This is a genomic window from Sphingomonas sp. P3_C5 (assembly GCF_056402635.1).
In genome coordinates this window covers 47,107-60,240 of the sequence record NZ_JBFUHA010000004.1, presented here as the reverse complement: position 1 = coordinate 60,240, position 13,134 = coordinate 47,107, and the positions used below count along the sequence as shown (strand labels likewise).

Here is a 13,134-nt window from a genome sequence, read left to right as displayed (position 1 = left end):
TCTCCCCTACCGCGCCCGACGGACGCGATCTTTGTGTTCAATCGAGAAAGTTGAGCGAAACCCCGTCCAGCCGCAGCAGTTCGCGATCCTCCTCATAGGAGGCGCCGATGACCACCAGGCTGACGGTGAGCGTCTTCGCTCCGGCCGCAAGCAATTTGCGGACACAGCGGGTCACGTCGATCCGGTGGTTGCGCGGTGTGTTCATGCTGCGCTCGCGCAAGTCGAACTTGCGGTTCACCGCCGGCGGCAGGTCGCAATGCCCCGGCCCGCCGTAGCAATCACCATGTCCGAACACCGCAGCATAACCGGCATAGCCCTCGGCAGTCAGCGGCGTCGACGCATCGGCGTCGGGGGTGTTGAGGAACACCCGGATGAAGCAGGAGCGCGGCAGTTGCGGCACACGGTGCAGCCGCACTTCGGCTGAGCGATAACCCTTCTGCACTGCCTCCGGCACCGGAATCGGCGCCGAGACGAAACGCCCGACCGGATTGGAGAGCCCGACCGGAATGATGCAGCCGCCCCGCACATATTCATAGCCGAACCGATACATGTCGAGCGTATCGCGGGTGGCATAGCTCCATGGCGACAAGGGCGCATCGAGATCGGCGGGCAGGCCATCGGGATGGTCCTGCTGCCATTTCCACCACAGCCGATCGATATTGGCATGCACCGGCCAGAAGATCGGATCATAGGACGCGGTCAGGTTGCTGAACATGTCGCCGTTCGGCGGCTCGGAATAGAGATCCTCACGCTGGTGGAATTTGCGGCGCGAGACGCTGACCATCTTGTTGCGGTCCGCGGGATCGTCGGACGCCAGGGCCTTGGCGGGCGAGGTCGTGTTATAGCCGCCCGTCCAGATATGCATCGTATTGTGCGGATTCTGGTCGAGGAAGCCGAAGCTGTCGACATAGAGGCTGCCGCCGCCGAAATCGCGGAAGGTGCGCAGCGCCAGGATCTCGTCGAGATCCTCCCGGGTCGGGTAGTGATAATGGACCCGGGTGTTGATCGTCTTGCCCTTGCCGAACTCGCCGGGATAGCGAAGCGGATACCAGAGAGAGTTGGCATCGAGCAGCGCGTCGATCAGCCGCTTCCGATAGTCGCCCGTGACATATTTCGGGTCCTTGGTCGCCTCGGTAACGGCGGCGTAGAAGGATTGCGGCGAGGCGTAATGCTTGCCGATCAGCGTCGCGATGCTCGCGGGGAAGCCCTGCCCCCGCAGCGTGCGCACCGATGCTTCGGTAAGGAAGCCCTTGAACGCCTCGGGCAGGATCGCGCCGGTCGACGGGTCTTCGGGGTGATAGCGCTCGGCCGGGAAGTCCCACCAGGGCATGGTCACATCGGGACAATGGTCCTGCAGCGCCTGCTCGAACTCGTAAAGATAGACGCGGTGCCAGGGCAGGAAGCGCTCCCAGCCATGCTGGCAGTGATTCTGATGGATCAGCGCGAGGTTGTTGTAGCTGCGCTTGTCGCCAACCCATTTGTTGAGATTGTAGAGCTCGCGAAAGGCGCAACGGAGCCGTTCGATCTGCGGCTCGGACATCGCGTCAATGTCCATGCGCTGGCGCAGCTCGCCCTTGGCGTGGCGATAGGCACCGGGATCGTCGGCCGGCGAGAAGACCGGGCCGGCGAGGCCGGTCACGGCGATGCGAGTCTCGCCGGGCACGCTGATCTCGCCCGCGATCGGCAGTGAATCGAGCAGCCCGCCGGGACAGCCCTCATCGATCCACGCCTCGATCAGGTCGATATCGGTATCGCTCACCTTCGTGCCGCCCCAGGGCAGACGCGGGAACTGGGTACCGTCGAACGGTGATTGACCGCGCAGGCCACGCACCAGCGCCGACCGCGCGCCACGCCCAGCGGCGCCACCGCTTTTGCCGCAGCAGCTCCCGCCAGCCTGTGCGGGTTCGATCAGCGCGAGACCCATCACGCTAAGACCGAGGAATTCGGGCAGCGGCAATTCCCAGAAAGCGCCGAGTGCGCCCACGCCGCCATTCTCCCCGGCGGCGGCGCGCAGGATCTCCTGGACGTCGGCATAGCCGAACAGGGGCGCTTCGGGTGCCAGTGTGGCGCTCACCGGGCCTGCTCCAGCAAGAGCGCGGGCGGACCCTCGATTTGGCGCCCCTCGATATGCGGCATAATGCCTCCCCTGCAGGCCTTCACGATATGCGTGAACGGCTGCTCACCGTGTCCTATCGGCCGCCGATGAAGTCCAGAGACCCGGGGCAGAGTCGGAACCGTTTTGGCTACGATGGTGCTGGGCCCGTTTGACGCGCCGACGCGTTGTTTCCGGACAGAATAAAAATCGAGAGGGGCGACATGCTTGAGGTGGATCGCGGGAGGCCCACTCCTCCCGCGCATTATCCCTGGAATACCGGCCCGAGCGGGCTCGGCTCGACTATATGCGCATGGTGTGGCCGCACTATTTACGAGCCGGCGATCGCCTGCTCGGTCGCGCCGCCCGAGGGGCTGATGGACATGGAGACCGGACCCGGCCTTGGCGACCGGTGCAAATGGGAATTGAGCACTCGCGTAGCATCGTGAAGCCCCCGTTTTCATCCTTACAATCAATTATCATATTTATGTAGACGTCGGAAACGCTGCGCGGTACCGTTTCCAACAGATCATCTCCGGGGACCCGCTGTCCGATGCGGGCCGGGAAAGCTGACATTCGGGGGAGATTTTCGTGTCTGATCGCAAGCTTCGCGTCGTGAAAAAAATTCTGTTGGCGACCATGTTCGCCACGACCTGTTCGACCATGGCGCTGGCCGCCAGTGTCGAGAAGGTCGCGCATGGCGTGATCATTACTCCCGACAGCGGCCCGGCGAAGCGTGTGCGCCTGGTCGCCTATGACGACCGGAGCTTCCGCGTGACGGCCGTGCCCGATGCGAGCCTCGACCTGCCGGACAGCCTGATGATCAACGAGCAGCCACACGGCGAAGTCACCATCACCCAGGCCAAGGGTGTGGTGACGCTAAAGGCCGCGAAAGCGACCGCCGAGATCCGCCTGTCGGACGGTCATGTCCAGTTCCGCAACGCAGCCGGACAGATCGTCCTGAACGAAGCGGCACGAGGCGCCTTCACGCCCGTCTCGGTCGAGGGCAAGCCGTATCTCGCGACCCGCCAGCAGTTCAACCGCGGCACTGATGAAGGCTTTTACGGGCTCGGCCAGCACCAGAACCGGCAGATGAATTACAATGGCGAGGACGTCGAACTCGCCCAGCACAATATGGATATCGCCATCCCGTTTCTCGTCTCGACGAGGAATTACGGGCTGCTCTGGGACAACAACTCGATCACCCGCTTCGGCAACCCCAAGCCTTACGGCCTGGTCGGCGCGGACATGAAGGTCAGCAGCGACGGCAAACCCGGCTGGAAGGCTGAATATTATCTCGGCGACCGGCTCGCCGTCACCCAGACTGAACCCACGATCAACTACCAGTTCATTCGCGATCAGGCGAAATGGCCCGCCGCGGCGAAGGCCTCGACCGTCGCCTCGGCAGATAGCGGCCAGAACACAGCGGGCGTCACCACCCAGACCCAGCATGTCGTCTGGACCGGCATGGTCAACCCCGACGCGACCGGCACCCACAAGTTCCGCCTCTATTCGTCGAGCTATGTGAAGGTCTATGCCGACGGCAAGCTGGTGATCGAGCGCTGGCGCCAGAACTGGAATCCCTGGTTCCACAATTTCGAGCTGCCGATGACAGCGGGCAAGCCAGTCGCCATCCGCGTCGAATGGGAGCCGAACGCAGGCTATATCGCCTTCTTCCACAACGATCCCCTGCCCGCCCCCGATCGCCACTCGCTGTGGATGTCGTCCGAAGCCGGCAAGGCGATGGACTATTATTATGTCGGCGGCACCAGCATGGACGATGTCATCGCCGGCTATCGCGGGCTGACCGGCAAGGCGGCGATGATGCCCGAATGGGCGTACGGCTTCTGGCAGAGCCGCCAGCGCTACGAGACGCAGGAGCAGTTGCTCGGCGTGGTCCGCGAATATCGCAAGCGCGGCATCCCGCTCGACAATATCGTCGAGGACTGGTTCTACTGGCCCGAGGATCAATGGGGCAGCCACGACTTCGACAAGAAGCGCTTCCCCGATCCCAAGGCGATGGTCGACGAAGTCCATGCGCTGAACGCGAACATCATGATCTCGGTGTGGCCGAAATTCTATCCGAACACGGACAATGCCAAGGAGCTCGACGCGAAGGGCTTCCTTTATCACGGTAATCTCGACGCCAAGCGCAAGGACTGGGTCGGCCCAGGCTATCTCAACACCGATTACGACCCCTATGCCCCGGAAGCGCGGCAGATCTATTTCCGCCAGGTCCGCGAGAAGCTCGTGAAATACGGCTTCGACGCCTGGTGGCTCGATGCGACCGAGCCCGACATCCACTCCAACCTCTCGATCGAGGAACGCGCCGCCGCGATGGGCCCGACCGCGATGGGCCCAGGCGCCGCCTTCTTCAACAGCTACCCGCTGGTCCACGGCCAGGGCGTGGCGGAGGGCTTGCGCGCAGCGCGACCCGATGTGCGGCCCTTCATCCTCACCCGTTCCGGTTTCGGCGGCCTGCAGCGCGCCACCGCCGCGGTGTGGTCGGGCGATCTCGCCGCGCGGTGGGACGACCTCCACGACCAGATCTCGGCGGGCGTGAACCTTTCCATGTCGGGCCTGCCCAACTGGACTCACGATATCGGCGGCTTCGCGGTTGAGGATCGCTACACCCGCCAGCTCCCAGAGGCGCGGGCCGAGTGGCGCGAGCTCAATCTGCGCTGGTTCCAGTTCGGCGCGTTCAGCCCGATCTTCCGCAGCCATGGCGAGACGCCGCACCGCGAGATCTACGAGATTTCCGCCGACGACCCGGCGATGCAGAGCTCGATGATCTGGTACGATCAGCTCCGCTACCGGCTGATGCCCTATATCTACACGCTCGGCGCCGACACCTTCCACAAGGACGGATCGATCATGCGCGGCCTGGTGATGGATTTCGGCGCGGACAAGAAGACTTGGGGCATCGACGACGAATATCTGTTCGGCCCGAGCCTGCTCGTCGCCCCAGTCACGACCTTCAAGGCCCGCGACCGCGATGTGTACCTCCCGGCCGGCGCCGACTGGTATGATTTCAACAGCGGCGCGCACTATGCCGGCGGCCAGACGATCAAGGCCGCCGCGCCCTATGAACGCATGCCGCTGTTCGCCCGCGCCGGCGCGATCATCCCGACCGGCCCGGCCGTGCAGAACACGCGGGAACAGCATGACGGGCCGATCGTGCTGCACGTCTTCACCGGCGCCGATGGCAGCTTCTCGCTCTATCAGGATGACGGGGTGAGCCCCGGCTACCTGCAGGGCAAATACGCCCGGGTGCCGATCAGCTGGAACCAGGCGACCCGCACGCTCACGATCGGCGCGCGCGAGGGGAGCTATGACTGGATGCCGGGCAAGCGCGCGATCTCGGTGCGCTTCTACGGGCCGGGCAAGGCGGTGGCACCGGACTTCAGCGATAGTGCGACGAGCGTGGTGTATGAGGGGAAGGCGGTCACGGTTCGGGAGCAGTAGAGGCGTAGAATTCGTGTTGGGTTTCGCCGTGACTGCGGGGAGAGGGTATCTATTCGCTGATTTTTGCGACCCACTATCGAGAGGGGCGAAATCTCGCTGTATTTGCGATACGCGCGAGATTTTCGGAGTGAGCTGCGCGCCTGTTCAAGCCGAATACTTCTATCTCCTGCCACTATGGCGCACAAAACAAAAATGCGGGATTGGCTGAATCATGTGGACGGCCTCCGCTTGCGCGCGCGGCGAACGGGCCTCCACCACCCGCTCGAGCGGCACTCGTCGAATGACGATGTTGAGGCACAGTCAAATAGCGGCTTCTCTCAGCGCGGAGCTGATGTCATTGTTTCTAAAGACATATGCATCTAGCCGGGGAAGAACGGTGGTGCCGGACAGATATCCGGTGAAGGGGGCGATCATGAACGGAAGACATATCACTTTGGCGTCACTGCTGGCGCTGCAACTTTCAGCGTGCAGCGGCGGTGGTGGAGGCGGGGTGAGCTCCACGCCGACGCCTACTCCGACACCCACGCCTACACCGACACCGACACCGACGCCAACGCCAACGCCTACCCCCACACCGACACCGACACCAACGCCAACGCCTACCCCCACACCGACACCGACACCGACACCGACGCCCACTCCGACACCAACGCCAACGCCAACGCCAACGCCCACGCCCACGCCCACGCCCACGCCCACGCCCACGCCAACGGCGGCCGGGACTACGTCTGCGGGAGTAACTTTTTCTGACCAGTCGCCGACAGGGCCGGCCGGCTATCGCCTAACGCAACAGTGTACCGACTGCGTAACAACTATATCCTATGATTCAGTGTCCGCAACGTACACCTTGTCATTTCTGACAAGTCAAAGCGACGCCAGTCTTTCGGTCCCGCTGAAGAGGCGCATTATATCTTATCTTCCTTCTGATGCGGTCACTACGACGAGCGCCGACTTCGACGACTACCGGCACACCGACGCGGTTGATTCGACACAAACCGATGCTCTCCGCATTCGGAAGGCAGGTGCGACCGGCGGCGGGGTTGTCCTCACATATGTGACGTACGGCATCCAGACGATCGGCGACGGCACCCATTTTCTACAACGAGACTATTTCGTTTTCGGAACGCCCACTACTTCTGTTCCGACGACCGGCACGGCGGATTATAGCGGCATCATCGATGGTACATATAATCAGTCCGCTCCCGGGCAAACCTACACCTTGTCAGGCACTGCAACGCTCCACGCCAATTTCGCCGATGCCACAATAACGACGAACCTGACGTTCACGGGCACGAACATTGCCGCAGGCGGCCCGAGCCTTGCCCAGCAACAATTCAACGGAACAGGCCTGGTCTTCGGCACGGCGCCCGCACATCAGTTCGATGGCACCTTTACAGGCATGGGCCGAGCGGACGTCGGACGCTTCGAAGGTAGCTTTTTCGGAGGTCATGCCGACGAGTTTGGCATGTCCTTTTCTTACACATCGGCAACCGACCAGTTCTCCGGAATCGCTGTCGGGAAAAAATGAGCGAGGTTTGGCAGCAGCACCCGGCCGGCACGGACGATCTTTTCATATGCTGGCTGAACACCGGCGCCGATGGCTTTCCCGGCGTTCCGGGGAGGAGAGGAGGTGAGCCGCTTGTGCGCCGCAGCGGGGCACGACGATTTCATCTGAGATGCAGGATCCATTGAATCGAGACGGTGAATCGAGACCGGTGCATTCCGGTCGCGCATATCACCACAACGGGCGCGACGGCCGGCAGCATTTCGTTCAGAAATCAAATGCGTTGCAACGGCATTTCTGTCAGGACCATTTCAGTGCCGGTCCAATCGTTCGCCGAGTGAGGTGGAGGACAATGCCAGCCCGACAAGACCGCGACCCGTTCGCGACTTGGAGGAAAGGATAAGCGATTGCGTCTTCGCCATAAAATCCTGCCGAACGGCCTGAAGGTGCTTCGCATTCTCTACGGGCTGTTCTTTGCCGCCACCGGCTGCCTGATTGCGGTCGCAACGGTGATGGGGTGGCCGAGCCCGCGTCAGCCGACCGTCGTTGCACAGGCCTTCACGGATGCGCTCGACGCGTCGAGGATCATCAACCCGCTGCTGGCCCTGACCTATATCACGGGCGGTGTCGCACTGGCCTTCAACCGCACTGCGCCGCTCGGCATCGTCCTGCTGGCACCGGCGATCGGCACCATTTTCTTCTTCCATCTGGTGCTGACCGGGCAGGTCGTCTGGGGCAGCGCGAACGCTCTTTGTATCGCGCTGCTCGCCTGGCGATACCGATCGCGGCTGAGCCTTCTCTGGTCGGCGGAACCGGTTTCTGCGCGGAAGGGCGGTTGAAGCTCAGGGACGACTTCGCACCAGGCCTTCACAGGCATTCCACGTCAAATGGCTGAGTGTGGTTTTGCACCAGTGCCTCAGCCGGCACGGATGCGCTTTTCATATGCTGGATGAACCTCGCCTCCAGCCGCGCAATCCACCGAAGATACCGGTCTGGCGCGCTTTGCTCGCCATCCTCCGCACGGATTACCAGTTGTGCAAACTCGTGGGCGGTAACCATTCCGGTGGCAGGCAGGAGATCCACTACGTGCGTTGGCTGACCGTTCACCGGACCGCCGCAACAACCTTCTACGACACAGATGTCCCATAGCAGGAGGTCGAAGGCGTTCGGGTGGATGATTTCGACCTGCCGATCTTGGCTATCGCACCAGAAGCGGATGCCGTGGGTTCCAACGTAGGAGAAGGTCCGGTCTACCTCTCCTTTCCCGAACGAATAGCGCACGCCGATCCTGGCGAGTGGCGGCAACTCGTACTGTTCGTCATTCGGCTCCAAAATGAAGGGTACAGCTTCATCTCTGTGATTTTCGAATACGGATATCGGCATTCGGGCGCGTTAGCAGATCGGGCAGGCATTCGGGAGTGCCGGTCGCCTCCTCTTCCGCCACTTCGGGATGGCTGCGCGACAGCTGCGCACATGACGCGCTAATTGATGCCGAGCCCGGCGTCCTGTTTGCGAAGGTCGTTCGACCACTCCTCGGCAAACAGCTCGCTCCAGTCGCGAAGAACGTCGTAAAATTGGTCGCTTTCGATCCACGCGTCCTGGACTGTGCCGGCAGTATCGGCCGGGCAATCCATGTTCCGGAATGCGATCAGGCGGACCTTGTCTTCGACATCGAACTGCAGGACGTAACTGCTATCGTCAAATGCCTCATCGCCATCCGGTGCCCATGGGATTTTCCTGGCGTAAACGAGATCGCTGAACTCCGCTTGCGACATGCCGAAATAGTCGGTCCGCGACGTTTCCCGATAGATCGCGTCGAGAAAGGCTTCGACGATTTCGGACGCGTCCGTGCACGACAGATGCGGAATCTGATGGGTTCCGGGCCGTGCGAGGCGGTCCCTCACTTCCTCGAACGAACAGGCCAGCAAGGTAGCGTCCGGCTCCTTCACGCCATAGCAAGTTCCTCGAATATGGATAAGAAAATAGCCCAGCGCGCGTTGGCCGAGGCCAGGATAGGCCAGCGTGATCGAGCTTTCGATCGCGAATGAATTCGGATCACCGACAATCACGCTTCAATCTCCAGTGGAGAGCAACGCCAACACGTCCGACGGCCACAAGCGGCAGACGCGAATGATGCCGCCCCCCGAGCTGGCAGCAGTGCCGTAAACTGCGCGACCCTCGCAAGCCCGCGTTTGCGGATAGAACAGAATAGTGAAATTTACGCCGAGGGCGTTGATGTAGCCGTCGCTCTTCAGGACCGACGCGCGGCGTGCCGGATTGAGCGTTTTTTGAACCTGCCACCAAAATTCCCGGCGTGACGGCGGTCACGCGCGCGGGTGGTGCCGCTCGCTAATGTTCGAACCATGACGGGGCGCGGCGATGCCGGCGCTTTGTCCGCTGAAACCCGCCGGAGAATCGCCATGTCTCTCATCGTACGCACACCCCGAGGTCTCGATCCATTGACGCGGCTTCCGGCTGCGGGGAGCGCCATTTCGGTCAATCCGCTGAATCGCGCGCCGGGGGGAGTAATCTCGCAGGGGCGTTCACTCCGGCTATTTTCTACGGTCTGCCTTGCAGCGGCGTTGGGCGGCTGCGCGACGGTGACGACCGAGCCCATCGCCTCCGCCGACGCGCACGATCCGTCATCGTCGTTCAACTCCGTTGCGGAGGCTCCGGGCAAGGGCATCGCCTATTTCCTCCCGCGGCAACTCGCCAAGGTCAAGGTCACGCGGATCAAGCAGGCCGACGTCAGGCTGCCCAAACAGATGGCCGACGCGATCAAGGCGCAGGCAAAGGCGCAGAGCGCTGTCGATGCGGCCTCGGCAGCGGTCGAGGAAGCGACCGCAGGTGTCGCCGCGGCAGAGGATGCGATCATCACCGCCGACTCGTCACCAGCCGAAGGCATGGCGATCCTCGAAGCGCGGCACACGGAACAGCAAACCGCGCTCACTTCGGCAAGGGCCGACCTGGCGAATGCGCAGGACAAGTTCGCCACCGCGACCGATGCGATCAAGGCGCTTGACCTCTCTGCCGGGGCAACACCTCCGGGGCCCGTCCAGCAGGACTATCTCGCCACGGTCGAGATCACCCTGCTGCCGCCAAGCGCCGATCCCAGGCACGGATTCCGGATGGATCCGCGCCATTCCTGGCTGCGCGACGACACTCACCGCCTGACGCTTTCCCACACCGGGCTGCTGACGAGCAGCAATGTCGTCGCCGTCGACCGCACCGGCGATATTGTCGTGGCGCTGGCCCAGGGCGTCGGCGCGATCGCTGCGGGCGGCGGCGGAGGAGGCATAGGCCCCATGGCGATGTTTGGGGAGGAGCCCGAGCCCGACGAGTGTCTAAATGTACCCGACACGGTGACGTTGATCGTCGATTTCGCCTCGAGCGACGAGGTGAACAGGTTGGCGAACGGCAAACTGAGCTGCATGGGAGTCCGGTTCGAGATCGTCTCGCCCAACCCTGCCGCCCCAGGCTTCCCGGGCCAGCCGACCGCCGCTTTCGACGGCATCGCCTATCGCACGCCGGTCGAGCAGTGGGTGGCGATCCAGGTCTGCGCCATGGAGAAGGTCAAGGACTGCCATCCCCAGGAAGCCTCGGTTAACCCCGCCACGCCGATGTGGCGGACCTCGCAGGTCGTCGCGCTGACGCTGCCCCAGGCGGGGCCGATCTCCTACCTGCCGCAAAATGCCGGCTTCCTGACCCGCACCAGCTACAATGCCGCGTTCCAGGACGGCATGCTGACCAGCTATGACGACGATCGACCGAGCGAAGCGCTGCAGCTTGCGGGCATGCCGATACGGATAATCGACGGCGTGTTCGACGGTATCAGCCACGTCATCAGCCTGCGTACCGGAGTCGCAAAGGCGCAAACCGGGCTGTCGCAAGCGCAGAAGGATCAGGTCGCTGCGCAGTATGACCTGCTGGCGGCGCGCATCAAGGGCAGCGCGACAATCAACGACGCGCAAAAGGCCGCGCTCGAATCGCAGGTGGGTCTGGCGAAGGCCGGGCTCGCCGGCCAGGGCAGCTTGGCCGACGCGCAGGCGGCTCTGCTGCAGCAACAGACCAACCTGATCATCGCTCAAACCAATGCGCCGACCCAGATATTGGACAATCGGGTCACCGATACCGTCAAGGCACTGAAGGGTCAGGCCAGGCTGCAGCAGCTGAACACGTGCCTGGCGGCGCAGCGCGCCGCCGGCCAGCCAATCGATTCCTGCCTCGAATGAGCGACGCAGCGTCCTTGAAAACATGCCTGGGAGGATTCAATGCCATATCAATATGATGTCGGTGGAAAGACGGTCGAACTCGAACTCGATCCCAGCGTGGTCGCGGTCCACTTCCACGAAGGGCCCAAAAGCCTGCGCTCCGGCGCTGTCGCATCGGCCGGCATCGGTCCCTTCGCGCAGCGCTTCGAGGTGCCCGGTGAAGCCTTGACCCTGGTGCCCAGCCAGGCGGCGACCGGCCCGACCATGCCCACGACCCATTCAGCAACGGCCGCCATGGCCTCGCTGAGCGCACTGCCCGAGGTACGCCACGCTCTGCCGGTCTTCCGGGTTTCGGGCAATCAGGTCATCACCACGGATCGCATTGTCGTCGGTATCGATTCCGCCGCCACTGGCGAAAAGCTCGCACAGGCGCATGGACTGGATGTGCTCAAGGCCGAGGACGACCGCCTGCTGGCTCGGGTAGCTGACGGCGCAGATCCCTTCGCGGTGATCGCCGCGATTGCTGCCGAGCCGGGGGTTCGCTTTGCCGAACCCGATTTCGTGACCATCGGGCGTCATGTGCCCAAGCGCGTATCGCCGCCGCTGCCGCCGATCCTCAACGATCCGCTGGTGCCGCGCCAATATGCGATGACGTTGACCCGCGCGAAAGATGCCTGGGCGCTGCAGCAGGGTGATCCGCGGGTGAAGATCGCGATCATTGACGAAGGGGTGCAGACCTCTCACCCGGACCTCAAGGCGGCGATCGTCGGCACCTTCGATGCGACGGCGGGCGACAGCGACCAGGAGCCCAATCCGTGGGATGGCCACGGCACGTCCTGCGCCGGGCTTGCCGCGGCGACGGGTGGCAACGGCATCGGCATTTCCGGTGTCGCCTCCGGGGCCTCGCTGCTCGCGGTCCGGATCGCCTATTCGACCTTTGCGCACGGGCCCTGGGTAACCACCAACAGTCAGATCCGCGACGGCATCCGTTGGGCCTGGCAGTCGGGTGCAGACGTGCTGAGCAATAGCTGGGGCGGTGGTGCGCCGTCGAATGACATTGCCGAGGAGTTCGACAAGGCGCGCACCCGGGGGCGCGGCGGCCTCGGCTGCGTCGTGGTGATCGCGGCGGGCAATGACTTCAGCGCGGTCAGCTTTCCCGGCACCCTGCCCGACGTCCTGACCGTCGCCGCGAGCAACGAGTTCGACGAGGCCAAGACCAAGACGAGCAAGGATGGCGAAACCTGGTGGGGCACCAATTACGGCCCGGAGATCGATATCGCCGCGCCTGGGGTACACAATATGACCACAGACATCAGCGGCGGAGACGGCTATACGCCGGGCGACTATATCGCGGATTTCAATGGCACCTCATCTGCCACGCCGATCGTTGCGGGGGCCTGCGCGCTCGTGCTGTCCGCCAATCCGCGGCTTCGCGGCAACGAGGTCGTGCGGCTGATCACCGGCAGCGCTGCGAAGGTCGGGTCCTATCCATATGCCGGTGGCCGTAACGACTTCTTCGGCGCGGGCCGGCTCGACGTATTTGCGGCTGTGCAGGCGGCACTTGCCCATCCATAGGTAGTGCGGAGGCGAACGGAAATGTGCTTTCGGCACAACCGACGAGGCACTCGCCGATTATTTCAAGGTCTGCGTCCGCGCCATTTATCGCTGGCGCAGCACCCATGGGACATTCGCCCAAGCGGTGGTGATCGGCAGGAACACGCCGATGCCCGCATCGAACGCGCGCTCTATTCCTGCGTTGTGCAACTACGGTGCCGCGTTCGATAAACCCGTTCCTTCTGTCTCCCCCGCCCGCTCCATCAATCGACTGCGCTGCAACCGCCATTCCACAGGGAGAACGGCGA

General features: G+C 63.1%; 9 protein-coding genes. 6 read left to right on the top strand and 3 right to left on the bottom strand.

Annotated features, from left to right (window positions below; all coding sequences use genetic code 11):
- Nucleotides 1–37: 37 nt before the first annotated feature.
- Nucleotides 38–2,074, bottom strand: a complete 2,037-nt coding sequence (locus AC1DVS_RS11560; RefSeq protein ID WP_478023111.1) for a tyrosinase family protein — start codon at nucleotides 2,072–2,074, stop codon at nucleotides 38–40.
- Between the two features lie 609 nt (nucleotides 2,075–2,683).
- Between AC1DVS_RS11560 and AC1DVS_RS11555 the strand changes: the two genes are divergently transcribed.
- The 4 genes from AC1DVS_RS11555 to AC1DVS_RS11540 all read left to right on the top strand — a co-directional run bounded on the left by AC1DVS_RS11555 (nucleotide 2,684) and on the right by AC1DVS_RS11540 (nucleotide 7,900).
- The gene (locus AC1DVS_RS11555; protein WP_478023109.1) at nucleotides 2,684–5,557 is read left to right on the top strand and encodes a TIM-barrel domain-containing protein; all 2,874 of its coding nucleotides are present in this window, start codon (nucleotides 2,684–2,686) and stop codon (nucleotides 5,555–5,557) included.
- A gap of 465 nt (nucleotides 5,558–6,022) precedes the next feature.
- Nucleotides 6,023–6,307, top strand: a complete 285-nt coding sequence (locus AC1DVS_RS11550; RefSeq protein WP_478023107.1) for a hypothetical protein — start codon at nucleotides 6,023–6,025, stop codon at nucleotides 6,305–6,307.
- Between the two features lie 97 nt (nucleotides 6,308–6,404).
- On the top strand, nucleotides 6,405–7,085 hold the full coding sequence (locus AC1DVS_RS11545; protein ID WP_478023105.1) for a transferrin-binding protein-like solute binding protein: 681 nt from the start codon (nucleotides 6,405–6,407) through the stop codon (nucleotides 7,083–7,085).
- 383 nt (nucleotides 7,086–7,468) lie between these two features.
- Nucleotides 7,469–7,900, top strand: coding sequence for a hypothetical protein (locus tag AC1DVS_RS11540; protein WP_478023103.1), 432 nt, complete (start codon nucleotides 7,469–7,471; stop codon nucleotides 7,898–7,900).
- Between the two features lie 28 nt (nucleotides 7,901–7,928).
- On the opposite strand, the gene AC1DVS_RS11535 is transcribed toward AC1DVS_RS11540, so the two are convergent.
- Nucleotides 7,929–8,444, bottom strand: a complete 516-nt coding sequence (locus AC1DVS_RS11535; protein WP_478023102.1) for a hypothetical protein — start codon at nucleotides 8,442–8,444, stop codon at nucleotides 7,929–7,931.
- Nucleotides 8,445–8,542: 98 nt separating this feature from the next.
- Nucleotides 8,543–9,130, bottom strand: coding sequence for an Imm42 family immunity protein (locus AC1DVS_RS11530; RefSeq protein WP_478023100.1), 588 nt, complete (start codon nucleotides 9,128–9,130; stop codon nucleotides 8,543–8,545).
- Nucleotides 9,131–9,661: 531 nt separating this feature from the next.
- Between AC1DVS_RS11530 and AC1DVS_RS11525 the strand changes: the two genes are divergently transcribed.
- Together AC1DVS_RS11525 and AC1DVS_RS11520 are read left to right on the top strand one after the other, a co-directional pair.
- Entirely contained in the window at nucleotides 9,662–11,293 is a 1,632-nt protein-coding gene (locus AC1DVS_RS11525) for a hypothetical protein (RefSeq protein ID WP_478023098.1), read from the top strand.
- A gap of 39 nt (nucleotides 11,294–11,332) precedes the next feature.
- Complete coding sequence (locus AC1DVS_RS11520) at nucleotides 11,333–12,847, top strand: S8 family serine peptidase (RefSeq protein ID WP_478023096.1); 1,515 nt, start codon at nucleotides 11,333–11,335, stop codon at nucleotides 12,845–12,847.
- Nucleotides 12,848–13,134: the final 287 nt, after the last annotated feature.